This window comes from Arthrobacter sp. BF1, assembly GCF_056680215.1.
Genome location: NZ_CM155271.1, coordinates 3,692,591 through 3,713,871 on the forward strand (window position 1 = coordinate 3,692,591; position 21,281 = coordinate 3,713,871).

Annotated in this window: 20 protein-coding genes; 12 read left to right on the plus strand and 8 right to left on the minus strand. The window is 65.4% G+C overall.

What is annotated here, in order from left to right:
- Window positions 1–20: 20 nt before the first annotated feature.
- Window positions 21–446: an ester cyclase gene (locus AC1MCD_RS17390; RefSeq protein ID WP_498673691.1), complete on the minus strand. Its 426-nt coding sequence runs from the start codon at window positions 444–446 to the stop codon at window positions 21–23.
- 169 nt (window positions 447–615) lie between these two features.
- Here AC1MCD_RS17390 and AC1MCD_RS17395 point away from each other — a divergent pair, with 169 nt between their 5' ends.
- Complete coding sequence (locus tag AC1MCD_RS17395; RefSeq protein WP_498673693.1) at window positions 616–939, plus strand: hypothetical protein; 324 nt, start codon at window positions 616–618, stop codon at window positions 937–939.
- A gap of 82 nt (window positions 940–1,021) precedes the next feature.
- Here AC1MCD_RS17395 and AC1MCD_RS17400 read toward each other — a convergent pair whose 3' ends face one another.
- A complete protein-coding gene (locus AC1MCD_RS17400) occupies window positions 1,022–1,900 on the minus strand; it encodes an SDR family oxidoreductase (protein ID WP_498673695.1) in 879 nt (292 codons plus the stop codon).
- Window positions 1,893–2,873 carry a helix-turn-helix transcriptional regulator gene (locus AC1MCD_RS17405; protein ID WP_498673697.1) on the minus strand — a complete coding sequence of 327 codons (981 nt, stop codon included), beginning with the start codon at window positions 2,871–2,873 and terminating at the stop codon, window positions 1,893–1,895. The genes AC1MCD_RS17400 and AC1MCD_RS17405 overlap by 8 nt, the downstream gene beginning before the upstream one ends.
- Window positions 2,874–3,080: 207 nt before the next feature.
- On the opposite strand from AC1MCD_RS17405, the gene AC1MCD_RS17410 reads away from it, so the two are divergent.
- The gene (locus AC1MCD_RS17410) at window positions 3,081–4,172 is read left to right on the plus strand and encodes a type I restriction endonuclease (RefSeq protein WP_498673700.1); all 1,092 of its coding nucleotides are present in this window, start codon (window positions 3,081–3,083) and stop codon (window positions 4,170–4,172) included.
- On the plus strand, window positions 4,169–4,834 hold the full coding sequence (locus tag AC1MCD_RS17415) for a DUF8548 family protein (RefSeq protein ID WP_498673702.1): 666 nt from the start codon (window positions 4,169–4,171) through the stop codon (window positions 4,832–4,834). The genes AC1MCD_RS17410 and AC1MCD_RS17415 overlap by 4 nt, the downstream gene beginning before the upstream one ends.
- Window positions 4,835–4,891: 57 nt before the next feature.
- Here AC1MCD_RS17415 and AC1MCD_RS17420 read toward each other — a convergent pair whose 3' ends face one another.
- Window positions 4,892–5,197, minus strand: coding sequence for a hypothetical protein (locus AC1MCD_RS17420; RefSeq protein WP_498673705.1), 306 nt, complete (start codon window positions 5,195–5,197; stop codon window positions 4,892–4,894).
- 206 nt (window positions 5,198–5,403) lie between these two features.
- Between AC1MCD_RS17420 and AC1MCD_RS17425 the strand changes: the two genes are divergently transcribed.
- Complete coding sequence (locus tag AC1MCD_RS17425; protein WP_498673706.1) at window positions 5,404–6,072, plus strand: alpha/beta fold hydrolase; 669 nt, start codon at window positions 5,404–5,406, stop codon at window positions 6,070–6,072.
- Window positions 6,073–6,492: 420 nt separating this feature from the next.
- Entirely contained in the window at window positions 6,493–6,753 is a 261-nt protein-coding gene (locus tag AC1MCD_RS17430; protein ID WP_498673708.1) for a hypothetical protein, read from the plus strand.
- A 107-nt stretch (window positions 6,754–6,860) separates the two neighbouring features.
- On the opposite strand, the gene AC1MCD_RS17435 is transcribed toward AC1MCD_RS17430, so the two are convergent.
- Together AC1MCD_RS17435 and AC1MCD_RS17440 are read right to left on the minus strand one after the other, a co-directional pair.
- Entirely contained in the window at window positions 6,861–8,507 is a 1,647-nt protein-coding gene (locus AC1MCD_RS17435) for a serine hydrolase (RefSeq protein ID WP_498673709.1), read from the minus strand.
- A 117-nt stretch (window positions 8,508–8,624) separates the two neighbouring features.
- Window positions 8,625–9,182, minus strand: a complete 558-nt coding sequence (locus AC1MCD_RS17440) for a phosphotransferase (RefSeq protein ID WP_498673712.1) — start codon at window positions 9,180–9,182, stop codon at window positions 8,625–8,627.
- Between the two features lie 91 nt (window positions 9,183–9,273).
- Between AC1MCD_RS17440 and AC1MCD_RS17445 the strand changes: the two genes are divergently transcribed.
- Window positions 9,274–9,747 carry a GNAT family N-acetyltransferase gene (locus AC1MCD_RS17445; protein WP_498673714.1) on the plus strand — a complete coding sequence of 158 codons (474 nt, stop codon included), beginning with the start codon at window positions 9,274–9,276 and terminating at the stop codon, window positions 9,745–9,747.
- Window positions 9,748–9,764: 17 nt separating this feature from the next.
- Here AC1MCD_RS17445 and AC1MCD_RS17450 read toward each other — a convergent pair whose 3' ends face one another.
- The gene (locus AC1MCD_RS17450) at window positions 9,765–10,073 is read right to left on the minus strand and encodes a hypothetical protein (RefSeq protein WP_498673716.1); all 309 of its coding nucleotides are present in this window, start codon (window positions 10,071–10,073) and stop codon (window positions 9,765–9,767) included.
- A gap of 355 nt (window positions 10,074–10,428) precedes the next feature.
- Here AC1MCD_RS17450 and AC1MCD_RS17455 point away from each other — a divergent pair, with 355 nt between their 5' ends.
- The 4 genes from AC1MCD_RS17455 (at window position 10,429) to AC1MCD_RS17470 (ending at window position 16,013) form a co-directional block, all read left to right on the plus strand.
- The gene (locus AC1MCD_RS17455; protein ID WP_498673717.1) at window positions 10,429–11,022 is read left to right on the plus strand and encodes a TetR/AcrR family transcriptional regulator; all 594 of its coding nucleotides are present in this window, start codon (window positions 10,429–10,431) and stop codon (window positions 11,020–11,022) included.
- Between the two features lie 73 nt (window positions 11,023–11,095).
- On the plus strand, window positions 11,096–12,634 hold the full coding sequence (locus AC1MCD_RS17460; protein ID WP_498673718.1) for an aldehyde dehydrogenase family protein: 1,539 nt from the start codon (window positions 11,096–11,098) through the stop codon (window positions 12,632–12,634).
- Window positions 12,635–14,290: a GMC family oxidoreductase gene (locus tag AC1MCD_RS17465; protein ID WP_498673720.1), complete on the plus strand. Its 1,656-nt coding sequence runs from the start codon at window positions 12,635–12,637 to the stop codon at window positions 14,288–14,290.
- A 142-nt stretch (window positions 14,291–14,432) separates the two neighbouring features.
- Window positions 14,433–16,013, plus strand: a complete 1,581-nt coding sequence (locus AC1MCD_RS17470) for an APC family permease (protein ID WP_498673722.1) — start codon at window positions 14,433–14,435, stop codon at window positions 16,011–16,013.
- Between the two features lie 102 nt (window positions 16,014–16,115).
- On the opposite strand, the gene AC1MCD_RS17475 is transcribed toward AC1MCD_RS17470, so the two are convergent.
- The gene (locus AC1MCD_RS17475) at window positions 16,116–17,567 is read right to left on the minus strand and encodes an HNH endonuclease signature motif containing protein (protein WP_498673724.1); all 1,452 of its coding nucleotides are present in this window, start codon (window positions 17,565–17,567) and stop codon (window positions 16,116–16,118) included.
- A gap of 164 nt (window positions 17,568–17,731) precedes the next feature.
- On the opposite strand from AC1MCD_RS17475, the gene AC1MCD_RS17480 reads away from it, so the two are divergent.
- Window positions 17,732–18,298 carry a hypothetical protein gene (locus AC1MCD_RS17480; protein ID WP_498673727.1) on the plus strand — a complete coding sequence of 189 codons (567 nt, stop codon included), beginning with the start codon at window positions 17,732–17,734 and terminating at the stop codon, window positions 18,296–18,298.
- Entirely contained in the window at window positions 18,295–21,120 is a 2,826-nt protein-coding gene (locus tag AC1MCD_RS17485) for an ATP-binding cassette domain-containing protein (RefSeq protein ID WP_498673729.1), read from the plus strand. The genes AC1MCD_RS17480 and AC1MCD_RS17485 overlap by 4 nt, the downstream gene beginning before the upstream one ends.
- Window positions 21,121–21,281: the final 161 nt, after the last annotated feature.

A 21,281-nucleotide genomic window follows, 5' to 3' on the forward strand; every position in this document is an offset into this window, starting at 1 on the left:
GTCGTCTCAGTGGCCGCCAGCTAACCTCCGGGCATGTGGATCACGCCAAGTTGCTGCATCAGCCCGAGGTCGTCCCTGGCTGACCAGTGCTCAGCGATCTTTCCGTCCTGGACCCGATGGATTGCCACCGCGGACTCCCGCAGTTCGGCGCCTGTGGGCGGGAGAGGTCCGGGTAGTTCACCCTCATGGCGGCCGGCGGCCGTCAGCCTGGTGACCACTTTGTCCCCTTCCGCGACCTGGTCATCGATCGCATGGGTGCCCGGCGTCGCCGTCCAGAAGATGCGGAAGGCCTGTTTCAGGCCTTCACGTCCTGCCGGCAGCCCGGGGAAGGGCGGGTTGTGATCGAGGTAGCCTTCAGCCACCAGATCATCCATCGCATCGATATCCCCGGCGTCAATCGCTGCGTAGAAGCGCCGCACGAGCGATTTGTTATCGTCTGTTTCCACGGGGTCGACCTTCCGTTTGTACACGGAGTTCATCCTCGGACCGGCTCAGCTGTGCGGGCAGTTCAAGTGTCCCGTGGGAGGCCAGTTTAGGCCCGCCGGACCGGCCTATATAGGTCCGGCGGGCATAAGCTAATAACGGCACTTCTCTTCCATCACCGGGGAGGTCATCGTGGACACTGAAACCGCCGACGTCATCGATCATGATGTCACCACCATCACCTGCGTATGCGGGAACACCGTCAGCAAGGACGGATTGATCCAGGCCAACTCAGAAGGCGTCCCCGTCCACCTCGGCGAGGGCACTCCGGCACCCGCGGAGCTGGCGAAATGGCCTGCCGATGAGGACCTCTACACCCTGTGTCCCTCCTGCGGCCGCGTCTACCGCGACTCTGTCATCGAAGAGACCGGGACCGCGCCCGTCGCCTTTCGGGTCGACGTCGCCGCCGGCCCCATTGCCGAGGCAATCCGGGTCCACTGGAACCTCAGCAGCTGACCCGCCACCTCTTCGGAGGGAACGTGGTGAACGTGGTGAGCGGCCGACGGCGGGACCTCCCGCCGTCGGCCGTTTGCGTTTGTCAGTTGTCGTCGTGGGCGAGGTTGCTGGAGAGCTCTCGGTGGGCATTGGCCTGGTCCTGGAGCGCTTTGGCCCTTTCCTCGAAGGTGCCGACGGCGTCGGCTCCGGCGGCAAACCGCAGCGGCGGCTCGTCCAAGTCGGCCAGCTGGATCAGTGCCTTGGCGAGCTTGGCGGGGTCGCCGCCCTGCTCGCCGTCCATGCTTTGCCAGGCCTTGACCGTCTGTTCCGTGCGCTGGGCGTAGTCCTGGATGGTGGATGCGGCGTACCTGGTGGACTCCGGGGTGAGCAGCTCTGTGCGGAAGAACCCCGGCTCCACGATCATGCTGCGGATGCCGAACGGGGCCACCTCCTGGGCCAGCGACTCGGCCCAGCCCTCCACACCGAACTTCGACGCGGCGTAGGCGGACAGGAATTCCCCGCCCACGAGGCCGGCGGTGGAGGAAATGGTCACCACCAGGCCGGAGCGCTGGGCCCGCAGGACCGGCAGGGCCGCGCGGGCGACGTTCATGGGCCCGAACATGGTGGTTTCGATCTGTGCCCGGAAGTCGTCCGGCGTGATTTCCTCGAAGAAGCCGGCATAGAAATTGCCGGCGTTGTTCACGAGGACGTCGATCCGGCCGAACCGGTCCACGGCCGCCCGGATGGCAGCGGCTGCGTCGGCGGGATCGGTGACGTCGAGCTTCACGGCCAGCAGGTTCTCGCTCTCGCCGACGGCCTGGGTGACTTTGTCCGGGTTGCGGCCGGTGGCGACGACGGCGTGCCCGGCGGCCAGGGCCGCCTTGGCGATGTCTGTGCCCAGGCCGCGGCCTGCGCCGGTGATAAACCAGACCTTCTTTCCGGCCGTGTTTTCGTTGTTAGCATTCGTGTTCTGCTCAGTCATGGGTTGGTTCTGTCTTTCCTGGGTTGCGTGATTCCGGCCGCGCGTGGGAGCGCACGGGGGCGGTGGATCCGCCGGCAGGATCGCCGGCGGTGGTTGTTTCGGGCGGTGATGCGGCCCAGCTGGCAAGGAATGCCAGCGCGTTTTCGGAGGAGGAGCCTGGCTCCGCGGTGAAGGTGAACAGGGTCTGTCCTTCGTCGCCAGGGAGGTGCAGTGTCTCGAATTGCAGGGACAGTTCCCCGGCCACCGGGTGGTGGAAGCGTTTGGTTCCGGTGGTGTGGATCCGCACGTCGTGCCCGGCCCAGAGCGCGGCAAACAGACTGCTGCCCGTGGTCAGCTCCCCGACCAGCTCGTTCAATGCCCGGTCGTGGGGGTTCCGGCCGGACTCCAGTCGAAGCATCGCGACCGTGGTGGCTGCGATTGCGTTCCAGTCAGGGTAGAGATCGGCTGCCCGCGGGTCGAGGAAAAGGTAGCGGGCCTGGTTCGGCAGCCGCCCCGGAACGTCCGCTCCCAACGACACGGATGAGTTAAATACCTCGGCATACAGTGCCCGGCCCAGCAGGTTGGCAGCGAGCACGTCGCCCCGGCCGTTCTGCACTATGGCGGCCACGCCGGTCATGCCGTCCAGCAGACGCAGCACGCCGGGACGGACCCGCTGCTGCGTCGGGCGGCGGGGTGTACGGCGCGACGGCGTGTTGGCCGCCCGCGCCAGGTCCATCAGGTGTGCGCGCTCGGCCTCGTCCAGCTGAAGTGCGGAGGCCACAGCCTCGAGCACTGAGTCCGAGACACCGCGGATGCTGCCGCGTTCCAGCCGCGTGTAGTAGTCGGTGCTCACCCCGGCGATCTGCGCTACTTCCTCACGGCGCAGGCCCGGCACACGCCGCAGCTCCCCGTAGTTGGGGATCCCGGCCTGCTCCGGACTGATCTTCGCACGACGAGAGATCAGGAACTCCCGAATGTCTTCTTTTCTATCCACAACCACCACGCTACGCAGCGCGAGGATGCCGTGGCAGTGTCCATCAGACACCCCCAAATGGAGGATCGACCAGAGGATGCGTCATGCCCAACCATCAGCGCCTGAGGGACGCAACGATCACGAACACGTATCCGGGTCTGCCCACTCCATCAATTTGTCTTAGGGCTGCGCTACGGTAGGCACCATCATCAATTTCAAGGGGGACAAATGGAATTTGCAGAAAAGCTTTCCGCGTTGGCAGCAAAGGTGCGTCAACAGCGAGATGTCATCCAAACCGAAGAAGCAACAAAGAATGCCTTTGTCATGCCCTTCATTTCGACAATTCTTGGCTACGACGTTTTCAACCCCATGGAGGTTGTACCGGAGTTCATCGCTGATGTAGGGCTTAAGAAAGGTGAGAAGATCGACTACGCCATCGTCAAGGAGGGCGAGGTGCAGATCCTGATCGAGTGCAAGAAGTCTACGGAGCCGGTGAAGATTGAGCATGCTTCCCAACTTTTTCGGTACTTTGCAGTTACTAGCGCCCGTATCGCTATCCTCACCAACGGTGAGGTTTATCAGTTCTTCACGGACCTCGATGCACCGAACCGCATGGACGCGAAACCGTTCCTCGTCCTCGATTTGAACGATATCGACGAGTCCCTCATTCCGGAGCTGCAGAAGCTGTCGAAGGACGTCTTCGACCTGGACTCGATTATCAGCGCGGCGGGAGAATTGAAATACATCGGGGAACTCAAAAGGACGCTTGCGTCGCAATTCAAGGAGCCCGAGGATGAGTGGGTTAAGTTCCTGACAGGTCGCGTATATTCAGGCGCCTACACACAAAAGGTACGGGAACAGTTCACTGCTCTTGTGGCCAAGGCGTCCAAGCAGTTCCTTAACGACCAGGTGAACGAGCGTTTGAAGAAGGCTCTGGGCGCGCCCGGCTTCCCGCAAAATGACGATGCAGCGATAGCGGCCAGCGTCACCAGCGCACCTGTGGCCGAAGCTGATCTGGCCGAAGCTGACGGGTTGGAAACGACGCTGGAGGAGATCGAGGGCTACCAGATCGTCCGGGCCATCGTCTGCAGCGAAGTGAAGCCGGCCCGCGTGGCGCAGAGGGATGCCAAATCGTATTTCGCGGTTCTCTTGGACGACAACAACCGCAAACCGATCGCGCGCCTGCATTTCAACCGCACCCAGAAGTACATCGGCATTTTCGACGACAACAGGGAAGAGACGCGCGTTCCCATCAGTTCGTTGGAGGAGATCTACGAGCACACTGAAGCCCTGCGCGCGAGCGTCAAGAGCTACCTGTGACTGCGCCCGCCTCTGACCTCGACCGGGTTCTCACTGCCATCGCGGCCATCCCGACGCCGTGGAAGAAGTGGCCCGGCGGTTACGATCGCATGGACTTGGCCTTGGTCGATGCGGTCATGTCCATCCGGTTCCGATACGGCCGAGAACGCAACGGTTCGTGGACAGGAGCACTCGGGGCGGTCCTGCGATATGAGAAGCACTCGGAGCACGTCACCGCTTCAGGGCGGATGCGTCATCTTGCGGATCAAGACCCAGTTTCACTTGAAAAAATACTGAATCGCCAGAAGGTGCATGCCGGGAAGACTAAGGCTTTCGCCGTCGTGGAGGCGGCGAACCGCTTCGCGGCCATCGGGGTCACCGAGCGTGCCCACCTTAGGCCCGGCGACCCTGATCACAGGACTCGGTACACAGGTGTATCAGGTCTGGGCCCTGTTACGTGGGAATACTTCACCATGCTTCTGAGCCATGACGGCGTGAAGGCAGACACATGGATCACTGAATTCGTCGGGCGTGCCGTCGGGCGGCGAGTTAGTTCTGAATTTGCTGGAACCCGAGTTAAAACGGCTGCCAAGAAGCTTGGCGTAGACGAGAAAGAACTCGACCACGCGATTTGGAGCTACGCCAGCACAACAGGGTTGAAGGGCATGCCTGAAATACGCTGAACCTCTGAAGCAGGCGTTGCGCCGACTCATCCGGCGGGACAACCGTATTCTCAGCGGTCAGCCCGCGCCCTGACCCTCTCGGGCCGTCTCCTCGAGGATCCTGGCAGTGGGCGCTGCCGTCATGAGCTGCCCTATCACCTCGGGCTTATCCCACACCTCGCTGCGGAGCCGTTCCAGAAAGGCGTTCGCAGCATCCTTGGTGTCGAAGTCAAGGAGCACGGCCACGCTGTTCTGGTCGTCTGTGTCCCGGAATAGGCGGACAGACCTGGCGCCCGAGGCGGCGCGGCCTGCAGGATCGGTGTCGAATACTTTCTTGAAGGCCTCGTAGTCCCGGACCGGATAGCTGATCTGCAAGGTGAGCATCGGTGTTCCTTTCCTTCGGGCGGTGTCAGACCAGAAATAAACCTTCCGCCGTTATCCCGGTAGGGCCGAAAGGCTTAGGGGTGCCGGAGTCCATGGTGGCGGGGTGAGAATGGTGGCATGAACTCCGCATTGAGACGAAACCGGGCCAAAAGCCGACTGCTCGTCCGGGACCGGGGTCCCGCCGTCGGCGTTTGGCTGGTCCTGAAGTGAGTACGTTCGTCCTTATCCCGGGAGCCGGCGGCGCTGCTTGGTACTGGAGCCACGTCGTTCCGCTGCTGCAGGGGGCCGGCCACCAGGCCGTCGCGGTCGATCTGCCCGGCGACGACGAAAGCGCCGGACTCGCCGAATACACAAGCCTGGTGGTGGAAGCCATCGGCGGGCAGCAGGGTGTGGTGCTCGTGGCGCAGTCGCTGGGCGGCTTCACCGCTCCGTTGGTGTGTGACAAGGCTTCCGTCGGGGAACTGGTGCTGGTGAATGCGATGATCCCCGTGCCGGGCGAGACGCCGGGCGCGTGGTGGGACAACACCGGATGGGCTGCGGCGCAGCAAAGCGCGGCGAAGACCCACGGCTACAGCACCGAGTTCGACACAGACACCTACTTCCTGCACGATGTTCCCCCGGATATCGCCGCTGAAGGGGAACCGCATCAGCGCCCTGAAGCAAACGCCGCCTTTGAGTCGGTATGCGCCTTCACCGCGTGGCCCGCGGTCCGGATGCGCGTACTTTCCGGCGATGGTGACAGGTTCTTTCCCTTGGACTTCCAGCGCCGGGTAGCCCGTGAACGCCTCGGCATCGAGCCCGACGTAGCGGCCGGCGGCCACCTCCTCGCCCTGGCAAACCCCGAGGGTTTAGCCGAGTACTTGCTGCGGAGTTGAGTCACACTTAGGGGATTCCGGACGACGGCGGGGTGTCCCGCCGTCCGTCCGCTTCACGTTTGTCAGGCGTCGTGGTGAAGTTGCCGGGTAGCGGAGGGCGGGCCACCTGGATCATTGGTATTGCTCCGAAGAGCCACGCGCCCAACACGGCGAACGCACTAATCCAGGTCGTTATCCGCCGTTTCAAGGCCGCCCTCTGAGTGGGAAATAGCGACGGCGGGGACTTCCCGCCGTCGTCCGCTTGAGTTTTGGTTCCCCCTGATCGGCCGGCATTACGGCGGCGAGCCCATCGAGGTGGAACCGCCACCTCGGCCCGCTACCGCTGCATGCAGCGCCGTGGTACTTTCAACCTGATCAGGATGTCCCATACGGCCCCGTCGAGCCCGGCTCCTGGCGCAACCCTGGAAAGCGAAGGCAACGATGCCAACTCTGTTGATTTTCCACGAGGTAGATGACGTTGAACACTGGCTCAGCTCAACAAAGCGACAAGAAATATTCGGGCCCCTGGGCATCACGGTTCAAACGTTCATTGACCCGGCAAAGAGCCAGCGGGTAGGTCTGATCGCCGAGGTCCCCGACATGGAAACATTCCAGCGAATTATGGAGTCTGAAGCGGCAGCCGAAGCGATGAAATTCGACGGCGTCCGTCCGGACACAATCCTGACACTCGTCGAGCCTTAGGCGGGCAGCCCGATCGAGAAGGCAGCCGGTCGCGACGACGTTTTTACTGAGTGGGCACACGACGGCGGGACCTCCCGCCGTCGTCCGATTCAGTTCCGGCGGGGTGCTTACGCCCGGCTGAATGTCCCCAGCCCGGTTCTGTCGTAGAAGTCAAGGGTCACGCTTGGTGAGGAGCCGCCGCTGGCTGCCGCGAACAGTGCACCGGCCAGGCCGTTGGCGTTCTCGCCGATGGATTCGAAGCTGAACGTGTCGCCGTCAAAGTGGGTGAGCGGGAACGTGGTGGGACTGCCGGCCGGCCCCAACTTCATCGCCAGTTTGCCGCCCACTTCGAAGACCACCAGCGGGCCGTAGTAGGGGTTGTCATAGGTGCCCGTGTAGGCACTGTTTGGTTTGGCAGGAGAGGGGCTGGACGGAACCTTGGTGTAGTCGATCTCAGGTTTCTCGGACTCATCGATTTGTTTGAAGACGCCGGCGGTGAAGGTCAGCCAATCGACTGTAGGAGATCCGTGCTGCGCTGCGTCCAGGAAGCCGGCGCAGATTGCTTCGGGAATCCCCAGTGGGCGCCCGTTGGTCAGCGCCACTATGGCCAGTTGTTCGCCGGGGAGCATCGAGACGGCGGTGGCTGCGCCGAGATTGAATGCTCCGGAGTGTCCCAGTTGGACGCGGGCCTGGTCGTCGTAGGAGACGTTCCAGCCCAGCCCGTAAAAACGGGAGCGGGCAGCCGGAGCCGCCGCCGCCCCGGAGACAGCATGCGGAACGCGTGTTGTTTGCAGGGCTGCCGGATCAATAACCGGCTTGCCCTCGTAACTGCCGTTTCCGAGCTGCAGCCGGAGCCACTGGGCCAGGTCCCGCACCGACGAACTCGCTCCCCCGGCCGGAGCCTCAGAATCTGCGTCACGGCGGTATTTCGCCACCCATTTCTTGTTGCCGAGCGGCACATGAAGGGTGGCCTTGTCTGCAGCCTTCTCATAGTCCGAGTGGCGGTAGCTGCTGGCGGACATTCCCAACTTCCGGAACAGGACCTCGTCGGCCAGGTCCTCCCAGGACATCTTCATCGCATCGGCTGCTGCCTGGCCGGCTTCCGTGAAGCCAAAATTGCTGTAGTTGTAGCTGGACCGGAACGTATCAAGAGGCTCCTGGTTGAGGTGGCCGAGGATGTACTCCCGGTCAAACCCGAGGTCCTCCAGCAGGTCACCCGAGCCCGTCCTCAGCCCGCTCTGGTGTGACATCAGGTCAGCGAATGTCGCATTCCTGGTGACGTAGTCATCCTTGAGCGCGAAATCCTTGTTGTGTTCAATGACGGGATCGTTCCATTTGAAGATGTTCTGTCCCACCATGCCTGCCACCACCGTGGACGCGAGGGGCTTGGATACGGAAGCCACCTGGAACACCGTGTCGGGGCCGATCCCTTCCGGCTTGCCGACCTCCCGGGCCCCAAAGCCCTTGGAGTACACCACCTCGTCCCGGTAAACCACGGCCACGGCCATCCCCGGCAGCCCGGTGCTCTCCATCGCTTCCTGAACCAAGCCGTCGAGCTGGGCCAGCGCATTGGTAACTTTCGGCCGGTCCAGCAGCGGTTCGACCTGTCCCGGCGGGGCGGGCAGCAATGCTGCCGACGTCGATGACGCGGGCTGTGCCGACACGCCGGTGCAGGAGGAGAGGAGAGGCGCCGCGGCAACACCGGCCGCCCCAATCCCTGCCACCTTCAGCAGCGTACGTCGGTTCGCGGAAACAGAGCCGGTGCTGTGGTCCATGTAATCCCCTCGAGCCGTCAGTCCGTGAATGCAGCCGTCTGCGCCGGTCGGCGCGTTTCCCTCCATAGTGAACCGCGAGCTGGAACGAGGCAATGGCTGGACGAACGGCGTGCCAAGTCAGCCCTCCAGGACCTGCCTGAGCCCGAACTCTCCCACGGCGAACATCCGCTGGTTGTCGTCGGAGTTGCTCAGCATGGCGGTGGACAGGTTGAGGGCCCAGCCCCAGGCCCTCAACCAGGTGTCCTCATCTAACGCGGGACCAAAGGCACCTATGAAGCGGTGGCGGGTGCCGGCGTCGAACATCAGCCACCCCACTGCAAGATCGACGGCAGGGTCCCCGTCGGCCGCAGTGGTTCCTGGGACCCACCGCACGATGCTCCACGGCCAGGGAAAGTCCGGCGTCGACCGTCCGGCATGGACGGGGACAGGAACCGCCACCGGGGAGCGGCGGGCAATGCCGGGAAGGTAGGCCTGCTCATGCAGTATCAGCGGAACCGCCTCAGTCCTCCGCGGCAGCCGGACGGCCAGTTCGTCGCCGAGCCGGAAGGTCGCGTTGTCCCAGCCATTGGCCACCCGCACCAAACGACGGTCCGCAAGGTCGGGCCGCTGGTCCCGGAGCAGGCGCTGGACGACGGCGTCATTTACTTCCACCGTGGCTGGTGGCATTTCCGCCATTCCGAGCCCCGCCTAACTTTGTTCTGCAATGCAATCCGGCCGTTGCCTTGTCCGAATATAGTGCAGGTCCTCAGCCGGTAAATTGGAGGCGATGATCCACATTGCGAAGGACGACCCTGCACGAGCGGATGTCCATGCCCCGCTGAGCGAGCACCTGGCAGACATGTTCGCCACATCGCCCGCCGAGAGTGTGCACGCGCTTGACCACTCTGCGCTGTCCGCACCGTCGATCACGTTTTGGACGGCCCGCGAGGAAGGTGAACTCCTTGGCTGCGGCGCACTCAAGCTCCTCGACTTCCCGGACAGCCCGGCGAAGCGTGGCGAGATCAAGTCCATGCGCACCGCAGCGGGTGCGCGCGGGCGGGGCGTAGCGACGCTCATGCTCCGGCACATATTGGACGAAGCCCGCACCCGAAACTTCGAGAGCATCTATCTTGAGACCGGAACCGAGGACTATTTCGTTCCCGCGCGGCGCCTGTATGTCCGCAACGGGTTCAGCGAGTGCCATCCCTTTGGCGACTACGTCTTGGATCCCAACAGCGTGTTCATGGAACTCCGGCTCTAGGAATCAGCACCGAACGTTCAGCCCGCGCCCTGACCCTCGCGGGCCGTCTCCTCCAAGAGCCTGGCTGTGGGCGCTCCCGTCATCAGCTGCCCTATCACCTCGGGCTTGTCCCACACGTCGCTGCGGAGCCGTTCCAGAAAGACGTTCGCAGCATCCTTGGTGTCGAAGTCAAGGAGCACGGCCACGCTGTTCTGGTCGTCCGTATCCCGGAACAGGCGGACAGACTTGGCGCCCGAGGCGGCGCGGCCTGCAGGATCCGTGTCGAATACTTTCTTGAAAGCCTCGTAGTCCCGGACTGGATAGCTGATCTGCAAGGTGAACATCATTGTTCCTTTCTCTCAGGCTGTGTGAGATCAAAGATAGGCCTTCCAATGTCATCCCGGTAGGGCCGAAGGGCGGCCTTGAACCGCTGCTGTATCGCCGTCCTACGCAGACCGTGACGACCGACGTTCCCCGCCCGGCCCAAAGGACGATCCCAAGGTCGGGCCGCTGCCTGCAGAGTGTCCTGCTAGGGTCACGACGGCGGGGCCTCCCGTCGTCGCTCGCTCACCTCAGCGTCAGGAGACCCCCGGGCGAGGGCGCCGGGAATTGGCGGCGGGGTTCGACACCCGGTCGGCAACCTGACGACGTCGGCGGTCCTTCAAAGTGCACTCGTCACGGGTTAGGCAATAGTCTGGCCAGATGGGGACCAATGCCGTGAACTCGGGCGAACAGATGGACAGGCAGTCACGCATTCTCGAGGCGGCGCTGGATTTGCTGTCCCGCCACGGGATTTCGGGCGTGAGCATGCGGGCCGTGGCCCGCGAAGCCGGTGTTGCGCTCGGTCTGGTGAACTACTACTACGACGACAAGACGAGCCTGATACGGGCGGCACTGCGCCGGGTCGACGAGCACGACCTTCTGCTGGTGGCGCCCGACCCGTCGTCGGCCCCGGAGGAACAGTTGCGCCAGGCCCTGCGGCGAGTGGCTGCCGCAGATCTCCTGACCACCCGCTACCTGTCCTTGCGCCTGCACCTTTGGGCCCTCGCCCAAGCGGACGAGGGCTATGCACAGATCAACGCCGAGGCCTTCGACCGCTATCTCGACGGTCTCGCTGCACTGGTTTGCAACGCCCAACCCGATCTCACCTGGGCGGCATGCAGGGAGCGGGCGGCTGACATTGTGGTCATCCAAAACGGTATGTGGCTGACGGCCCTTCTCGGGGTTGATGAGGCCGCCATCCAGCGAAGCATCGCCCGCACTGAGCAGATCGCCTTCGCGCCGCTTCAGGAGTAAGTTCCCACGTAGCATTGAACGAGTGTTCAAGAAAGTATTGAACACTCGTTCAATGTGCACTACTGTCCCTCGTATGACTTACGCCACACCAGCTATGGAAACCTCCGAAAGCAGTGCAACCGAGACCGCATCCACCCTGTTCATCAACGGTGCGTGGGAGCCGGCGGCCTCGGGCGCTGTCCGCGAGATCCGCAACCCCGCCGACGGCGAATTGGTGGCCACGGTGTCGGAGGCCGGCCGGGAAGACGCCGAGCGTGCCATCGCTGCAGCCCGCAGTGCATTCGACTCCGGAATCTGGTCGGATGTCCCGGCCCCGGAGCGCGGCACCTTCCTCCTGAAAGTCGCCGCCGGACTGCGCGAACGCCGCGAAAAGTTCGCCCGCGCCGAGTCACTGGACACCGGCAAGCGCATGGTCGAGAGCCGCATCGACATGGACGACATTGCCGCCTGCTTCGAGTACTTCGGCAGGCTCGCCGGGCAGCAGGCGGGCCGCATCGTCGACGCCGGGAACGCCGCCGTCGTCAGCAAGATCGTCTACGAACCCGTGGGCGTCTGCGGCCTGATCACGCCGTGGAACTACCCCCTGCTCCAGGCGGCGTGGAAGATCGCGCCCGCACTGGCCGCCGGCTGCACCTTCGTCCTCAAGCCCTCCGAGCTGACCCCGTCCACAGCCATCCTGGCCATGCAGCTGCTCCAGGACCTCGGCCTGCCGGACGGCGTCGCCAACCTCGTGACCGGAGCCGGCGCGGAGGCGGGCGCACCGCTCTCCGAACACCCCGCCGTCGACCTCGTCTCCTTCACCGGCGGACTGGAGACCGGCAAGCGAATCGCGGCCGCGGCCGCCGGCACCGTCAAGAAGGTGGCCCTGGAGCTTGGCGGGAAGAACCCCAACGTGGTGTTCGCGGACGCGGACTTCGACGCCGCCGTCGACAATGCCCTGAACGGCGCGTTCGTTCACTCCGGGCAGGTCTGCTCCGCAGGGGCGCGGCTGGTGGTGGAGGAATCGATCGCCGAACGCTTCGTGGAAGAGCTGGTCCGCCGGGCGCAGACCATTCGGCTGGGCGGCCCCTTTGATGACGCCGCCGAAACCGGGCCACTGATCTCCGCGGCCCACCGCGACAAAGTCAACGCCTATGTCCAGCGCGGCATCCAGGAGGGTGCGCGGCTGCGGACCGGCGGTGCGGCGCCGCAGGGAGAAAAGTACGACGGCGGGTTCTACTACCAGCCCACCGTACTGGACCGTGTGACCAGGGGGATGTCCGTGGTCACCGACGAGGCGTTCGGCCCGGTAGTCACCGTGGAAACGTTCCGCACCGAGGACGAAGCGGTGGCCACCGCCAACGACACCATTTACGGCCTGGCCGGCGCGGTCTGGACCCAGGATGCCGGCAAGGCGCAACGCGTGGCATACCGGCTGCGGCACGGCACCATCTGGATCAACGACTACCACCCCTATCTCCCGCAGGCCGAGTGGGGCGGCTTCGGCCAGTCCGGCGTCGGCCGCGAACTGGGCCCCACGGGCCTGGCCGAATACCAGGAAGCCAAGCACATCTACCAGAACACCAGCCCGCAGGTCACCGGCTGGTTTGCTGACCACGGCAAGGAGAACTAGATGCACTTCGACAACATTGCGGACCTCAGCGAGCGCGGGTTCGACTACATCGTCATCGGCGGCGGATCCGCTGGAGCCGCAGTAGCCGCACGCCTGACCGAGGACCCGGACGTGACCGTGGCACTGATCGAGGCAGGCCCGGATGACCGGAACCTGCCCGAGATCCTGCAGCTGGACCGCTGGATGGAGCTGCTCGAATCCGGCTACGACTGGGACTACCCGGTGGAACCGCAGGAAAACGGCAACTCCTTCATGCGCCACGCCCGCGCCAAGGTGATGGGCGGCTGCTCCAGCCACAACTCCTGCATCGCGTTCTGGGCGCCCCGCGAGGACCTGGATGAGTGGGAGTCCAAATACGGCGCCACCGGCTGGAACGCCGGCGCCGCCTGGCCGCTGTACAAGCGGCTGGAAACAAATGAGGACGCCGGTCCGGAAGCGCCGCACCACGGCGACTCAGGCCCCGTGCACCTGATGAACGTTCCCCCGGTGGATCCTGCCGGCGTCGCGCTCCTGGACGCCTGCGAACAGGCGGGCATTCCGCGTGCGAAGTTCAACACGGGCACCACCGTGATCAACGGCGCCAACTTTTTCCAGATCAACCGCCGCGCGGACGGCACCCGGGCCTCCAGTTCGGTCTCCTACATCCACCCCATCGTTAACCGCGGAAACTTCACCCTGCTCACCGGCCTCCGCGCCCGCCAACTGGTGTTCGACGCGGATAAGCGCTGCACCGGCGTGGACGTGGTGGACTCCGCGTTCGGCCGGACCCACCGGCTCTCCGCGCACCGCGAGGTCATCCTGTCCACCGGGGCCATCGACTCCCCCAAGCTGCTGATGCTTTCCGGGATCGGCCCGGCAGCCCACCTCGCCGCACACGGCATCGAGGTCCTGGTGGACTCCCCCGGTGTGGGCGAAAACCTGCAGGACCACCCCGAAGGCGTGGTCCAGTTCGAGGCGAGGCAGCCCATGGTGCAGACCTCCACCCAGTGGTGGGAGATCGGCATCTTCACCCCCACCGAGGACGGCCTGGACCGCCCGGACCTGATGATGCACTACGGTTCCGTCCCGTTCGACATGAACACCCTGCGGCACGGCTACCCCACCACGGAGAACGGCTTCAGCCTCACCCCGAACGTCACGCACGCCCGCTCCCGGGGCACCGTGAGGCTGCGCAGCCGCGACTTCCGCGACAAGCCCATGGTGGACCCCCGCTACTTCACGGATCCGGACGGCCACGACATGCGCGTCATGGTGGCCGGCATCCGTAAGGCCCGCGAAATTGCCGCCCAGCCAGCCATGGCGGCCTGGACTGGCCGCGAACTCTCGCCCGGCGTCGAGGCGCAGACGGATGAGGAGCTGCGGGACTACATCCGCAAGACCCACAACACGGTGTACCACCCGGTGGGCACGGTGCGTCTGGGCCCGGCCGACGACGACATGTCACCGCTGGATCCCGAGCTGCGGGTCAAGGGCGTCACCGGCCTGCGCGTCGCGGATGCCTCCGTGATGCCTGAACACATCACGGTCAACCCCAACATCACCGTCATGATGATCGGCGAGCGCTGCGCTGATTTGATCCGGGCCGAGCTCATCCGCGCCGGCCACCCCGGTGGCGCTGTAAGGAAAGAGGTGGAGCTCAGCCCGTCCTTCGCCTGAGAGGCAAGTTCCGGAGGCTATTGAATTCGCCTGCGTCCCACGGGGGCCGCGGGTTGCATCGAGCGTACTTTTCTGACAGTCGTACTTTTCTGACATAGGAGTTCACATTTTGGAACCCAGCAAGAGTATTGATTCAAGCGGCATGGATGAATTTGGCTACACCCAGACCCTGGACCGGAGCATCGGCAAGTTTGCCAGCTTCGCCGCAGGCGTCAGCTACATCTCCATCCTCACCGGCGTCTTCCAACTGTTCTACTTCGGTTTTTCCATGGCCGGCCCGGCGTACGCCTGGTCCTGGCCCATCGTGTTCGTCGGCCAACTGATGGTGGCCCTGTGCTTTGCCGAGCTGGCCGGCCGCTACCCCGTGGCGGGATCGGTCTACAACTGGGCCAAGCGGCTCGCGTCGGGGACCTCGTCCTGGCTGGCGGGCTGGCTGCTGCTGCTCTCCTCCGTCATGGCGCTCGGATCCGTGGCACTGGCCCTGCAGCTCACCCTGCCACAGCTCTGGTCCGGTTTCCAGTTCGTCGGTGACGGCACCGGCCCCTACGACTTCGCCATGAACGGCGTGGTGCTGGCCACCATCATGATCACCATCTCCACCCTCATCAACGCCTTCGGTGTGAAGCTGATGACCAGGATCAACAGCATCGGCGTCTTCGTGGAGCTGACCGCGGCCGTGCTGCTGATCCTCGCGCTGGGCTGGCACGTGGTGCGGGGGCCCGAGGTCTTCTTCGAAACCGCCGGCTTCGGCGAAGGGCACGACCTTGGCTTCTTCGGCGTCTTCCTCATCGGCGCCATGGCGTCCGGCTACGTTATGTACGGCTTCGACACCGCCAGCTCCCTCGGGGAGGAAACGAAGGACCCCAAGCGCACGGCCCCCAAGGCCATCCTGCGCGCCGTCACGGCCTCGTTCCTGCTGGGCGGGCTGATCCTGCTGTTTGGCATCCTGGCCGCACCGGACCTGGACGATCCCAAGGTGGGAGCTGCCGACGGCGGCCTGCAGTACATTGTGCTCTCCGTCCTGGGCGGGCCGTTCGGCAAGGCCTTCCTGGCCTGCATCGTGGTGGCTGTGGTGGTCTGCACCCTGGCTGTCCACGCCGCCGCCATCCGCATGATGTTCGCCATGGCCCGGGACAACAACCTGCCGTTCAGCCGGCAGCTCAGCAAGGTGGATCCGGTCCGCAGGACCCCCAAGATCGCGGCGATCGTGATCGGTGTCATGGCCGTCATCCCGCTGCTGGTCAACGTCATGCAGCCGGCCATCTTCACCATCCTGTCCAGCATCAGCATCGTCCTGATCTACCTGTCCTACCTTCTGGTCACAGTTCCGTTGCTGCGCAACCGGCTCCTGAAGAAGTGGCCGCTCGCCGCAGACGGCACCGAGCCCGGATTTAGCTTGGGCAAGTGGGGTGTTCCCGTGAACATCCTCGCGGTCCTGTGGGGCGGTCTCATGACCTTGAACCTGGTGTGGCCCCGGCCTGAAATCTATAACTCGGTGCCGCCGTTCGAGTGGTACCTGCAGTGGGGTGGCGTGATCTTTGTGGCCGCCGTGGTCATTGGCGGGGCCCTGCTCTACCGCGTGAAGATCCGCCACCAGACCGGGGTGCTGGCCGAGCACGCGGCGGCAGTCGCAGCGCATCCGTCGTCGGGGGTCGCACGGGACGAAGCAGCGCAGCACGAAGCCCCGCAGGATGCGCTGGTATCCGCGTCGGAAGCGAAGTAACAGCCAACTGAAAAGGTCGACGGCGGCACTCACCTGAGCGCCGCCGTCGTCCGCTTTTCTTCGGTGCCTACTGGCGAAGGCTGTTAAGACCGCCTCAATGCATCAGGCGGCGAGGCGCGTCAAAATGGCCTGTTCCAGGGGGCTGGCAGTAACTGGCAGGCAGTCGAGTGGGATGAGCGGGGGTTCCCGGTCCGGGTGCTCGGCCGGATAGTACCGGCCGGCCGGTGAAATCCAGCCTGGCGGCTCATTCTTCGTCGCCGGCGTGGGTCTCCATGCCCGCCGGTGTTTGAGCCGATGGTGTTTTGGGCATGCCTGCCCAAGATTGCTGATCCCGGTAGTCCCGCCGCGCTGCCACGCGGTGAGATGATCCGCCTCATTGTCCAGGCTGTGGTTGCTGCAGCCAGGAAAAGTACATCTGCCGTCCCGCATCCTGAGCCAGCGCTTAAGCGACTCCGGGAGTCGATAGCTGGTGCGACCAATTTCCAGCGGCGCACCATCCCTTGGGTCCACCAGGACGCGGTACAGCGAGCTGGCACCGTCAGCAACCAGCCTGCGTGCCATGGATGGCGGGACCGGGCCAAGCCCATCGATCTCGGCGGGTTCGTCGGTAAGGCCGAGGAGCGAGAAGACGGGAACGGTAACCAGTACATCAGCCTTAGGGGAAGGCACGCCTCCGGCGTGCTGGTTCGCGCTGCCCAGCAGCCGCCTTGCCGCTATGTCGGCGCGCAACTGACTGAGGTTGCGTGGTTCGTGCGGGCTTTGAAGGCCGCGGGCAAGGGCCGTCGACTTGTTCCAGCTGGCCAAGGCTGTGTCCCCCGGAAGATAGAGCGATAGCCAGGCCATGCCGTCCCGGTCCGGGCTGAACTCCAGCCGCCGGTCCTCAACGCTCTTCGCGTGGCGTTCCTCAATCGACTCGGGGTGGTGGCGTTCCCGCCAGGTCCGGACCTTCCGGCGGAACCGGGCGGGCACCAGCTCTCCGGCCGCGGCCCCGCGGGCCTGGTTCGCTGCGTCGGGGCCAAAGAACTGGGCTTCCAGAGCAGAGGCCGCTGAGGGAGCGAGGCCTGTTGTTTCATCAACCACGATGCGTGCGTGCTGCCAGCCGATGGTGCCGGACTGCAGCGCATCGAGTGCGGCCGGGAGGGAAGTTGTCAGCGCGCGGGTTTCTCCAAGGAGGGCGGATGCGGCGCGTTCGCCGATGGTGAGCGCGCATGCGATCTGGGCCACCTTGCTCACATCCTGTGCAGATGCCTCATACGCGCTGGCCGGCGGGCCCTCAATCGCGTCTGCGGCTTCCGCGTAGGCGGCCACCAGCCGGACCTTCGCCGCCGCCGTTGCGGCCTCAATCCGCGCCAGCACCCCCAAGCCGTCCAGGCACACTTTGGACACATCCTGCAGCAGATCAGCACCAGCTTCCGGAAAACGCGTGGGTTCCTCCGGGGCAGCCGGCAGGCCGGCAACAACACCGGCAAGCTCATCAACCAGTACGGCCACGGATGCCACGGCAGAGGCAACCCCGGCCCTGACTCCCGCTTCCACAACCACACCGGTTTCCATAACCAAAGCATGGCAGGGGGGTGTGACATTTTGGCTGACGACGGCGGGACTTCCCGCCGTCGTCAGCTTGGCTTTGGAGCGGGGACTGCGCGCGGACTCGTGACCTGACGTCACACAACGTGACGGCCTCCGGATCCCGACACGCCACGCCCTACCCTTGAAGCGTGACTTTGACTAAGATCCGCACCGCCGCCGCGAGCTCCCTCGCCGCCGCCGGCCTCCTGCTTGCCCTCGCCGCCTGTTCCACGCCGGCCGCCAACCAGCCCACCACCTCCGCCCCCGCGTCCAGCGCAACGGCGTCATCCAGCGCCGCCGCCGGCACCTCAGGTCCCTGCGCCGGCGTGAAGCTCATCGTCGATTCCGGCGCCCTGAAGCAGGCCGCCGCCGACACCTCCGTGTGCGTGCCCGTGGACGCAGCGACTCCCGCTGCCAAGGTGCTCGACGACGCCAAGGTGAAGACCGTGGGCACCACGCAGTACCCCACCGAACTCGTATGCCGCGTGAACGGTGTGCCCGCCGCGGATCTTGAGATCACCCACAAGGGCGGCACGTACAAGGAAGAGTGCGCGGGAATGCCCGCAGCCTTCGCCTACTGGTCCCTCTGGGTTAAGCCGGCCACCGGCGACTGGGCCTACGCGCAGGAAGGCCTCGCCACCCTGCAGGTCAACCCGGGAGAGAGCCTCGAGCTGCTCTACACCGTCGACGGCGAACCGGCCGCCCCCAAGGCATGACCTTTCGACCCGCGCCGTTACGCGCAGCGGCGGCTCTCGCCGTCGTCTTCATCGCGGCGCGGGTCATCTACCGCATCCTTTTCAACGGGGCGGGCCTCGGCGAACCGCTGTTGCTCGACCTGCCGTCGGTCAGGCTGCCTGCCCCGTACGCGCATGTGGTCCTCCTCGGCCCGATCTCGGGGCAAGGCCTGTGGGCGGCAGTCGTGTCCGCCCTGCCGATTGCCGGGATGTTCCTCGCATTCGGCCTGCTCAACGCCTGGGTGGACGTGGCCCGTGGCTTCGTGCACCTGGCCCGCCGCGGCCCCATGCAAGGTTTGGCCCGGACGCTTGTGGTCGCGTGGGCGGCGCTTCCGGCACTTGCCGACGCCGTGACCTCCGTCCGCCTGGCGTTTCGGTTGCGGGGCGAACGGTTTGGCCCACGTGCCCTGGTGCCCGTGCTCGAGCGCACCCTTGAACACGCGAGCCGGGTTGCCGCAGCCCTGGAGCTGCGCGGCTTCGGGAGCAGTGCTGCACACTGCGCCGGGAACGACGACGGCGGCCCGCTTCTGTTGCGCGACGCACAGTTCCGCATCGGCGACGCGGCGGTGCGCGTTTCAGGATTCGAGCCCTCAAGCGGGTCCATCACGGTCATGACCGGGCCGACTGGATCCGGGAAGTCCACCATCCTGCGGGGCATCGCCGGCCTTCTCTCCCACGTCGACGGCGGGGAAATCTCCGGCACGGTGTGCGCCGCCGGAGCGGACCGGGCCACCACCCCGCCGCGCGATACCGCCCGCCACATCGGCGTCGTCCTGCAGAATCCCCGCGCCGCTTTCGCCTCCACCCGGGTTCGGGACGAAATCTCCCTCGCCCTTGAGCTGCGTGGCATGGCATCCGCTGCCGCCAAGGCCCGGGTGCTCGAGGTCGCGCAGCGTATCGGCGTGACGGATCTGCTGGACCGGAATGTCAGCACCCTCTCGGCCGGCGAGGCAACGCTCGTGGCCATCGCCTCAGCGGTGGTGGACCATCCGGCCCTGCTCCTGGTGGATGAGCCCCTGGCCGACCTTGATACCGCCGCCCGCGCACGCGTCATCGCCGTGCTCAACGCCCTCGCGAGCGACGCCGGCGTGTGCGTCATCGTGGCGGAGCACCGGGCGGAAGCGCTCGTCCCGGTTGCCGACTCCTGGTGGACCATCGACGACGGCGCCCTGATACCGGGTGCCCCGCCAACCGCTTTGGTCCCGGCTGTTGCGCGGCCAACCCCCGTTCCAGAGGCCGGGAATCCTCCCGTGCTGACGGCGACAAACCTCGCGGTGCACCGCAAGGGCTCGCCACTGGTGCGCAAAGCGTCCCTGACCCTGCACCGAGGCGAAGTGGTAGCCCTCGTGGGACCGAACGGGGCCGGAAAGTCATCCCTCCTGGTGGCCCTCGCCCTCGGTGAAGGAACGGTGAGTGAAGGAACGGTCGACGGCGGCCGCGTCGCCCTCGTCCCGGACGCCTCGGACGACCTCTTCACCCTGGATACCGTGGCAGGAGAGCTGCGTGCGGCCGAGCGTCGCCTGGCTCGCCGAAAAAACGGCGGACAGTCTGCGCCCGGATCCGCAGCGTCCCGCCTGGCCCGTTTGCGCGGAGACGTCCGGATTCCCATCGGACACGAGCATCCCCGGGACCTCTCGGCAGGTGAGCGCAGAATCCTGGCCATCGCGCTGCAGACCATGGACAACCCTCAAGTTCTCCTCATCGATGAGCCCACCCGCGGACTCGACCTGACGGCCCGCACCGCAGTCGGGGCGGCACTGCGGGCGGCCGCGGACGACGGCGCGGCGGTCCTTATCGCCACCCACGACCTCAATTTTGCGCATAGCCTCGGGGCCCGGATACTCCCGATGAGTGACGGCGTCGCGCCTTCAACTCCAGTGACCGAATCGCCCGAATCAGCCCTCACGGCGCCCCGGCCAGCGGACGCCGGACCAAAACCCAGGGTCATCGAACCAGATGCCCGGAGCGCGGCCAGGCAGCACCGCATCCGGATGCCGCGCGCCGCAGAACTCGTAGTCCTCGCCGCCGCGAACGTCCTGGCCCTCGCAGCGTTCTGCTGGCCGCTGCTCGCGGCAGCCTTCCCGGAGGATGCTGCCGCGGCACTCCCTTACGCGGCGCTGGCCATCGCGCCGCTCGCCGTCGTCGCCATTGTTGTCTCCCTCGACGGTTCGGTCAGCTCCGCACATACGGTGGCGTTGCTCGGCGTCCTTGCCGCGGTCGGTTCCGCGGTGCGGGTGGCGAGCACCGGCGTCGGGGGCGTGGAGGCGGTCTTTATCCTGCTGATCCTGGCCGGCCGGGCCTTCGGTGCCCGTTTCGGCATGCTCCTCGGCGCCGCCACCATCGCCCTCTCAAGTGCCTTGTGGGGTGGCATCGGGCCGTGGACGCCGTTCCAGATTTTCGCCTGCGCGTGGGTGGGCGCGGGGGCCGGCCTGCTCCCACGCCGGGTGCGGGGCAAAGCCGAACTGTGGATGCTGTGCGGCTACGGCATCGTGGCGTCCTACCTGTTCGGCCTGCTCACCAACCTGTGGTTCTGGCCCTTCGCGGTGGGCGCCGGCACCGGCATCTCCTACCTGCCCGGCGCGCCGCTGGGCACCAACCTCAGCAGCTTCCTGCTGTACTCGCTGGTGACGTCGACGGCGGGCTGGGACACCCTGCGTGCCATCACCACGATCGTCGGGATCGCCGTGGTGGGGCGCGCCATTCTCGCCGCCCTCCGGCGGGTGAAGCCGGTCTCCAGCGCGGCGGGGCACCCGGCGCAGGTCCAACCGGATCCGGCCAGGGACCAGCTACAAATCGGGGTCTGAGGACACCCGACATCATGGTCCATGTGGGAGGAGTCCCGTAAGCCGTGCGCATGTAATGGGCTGGATCGAGGTCGCCCTGAAGGTCATAGTGGGGGGATCCCTAGGATTCGCAATTTCCCGTGGATAGTCTGGGACAGGACGCCACCCAATGGAGGGTCAGT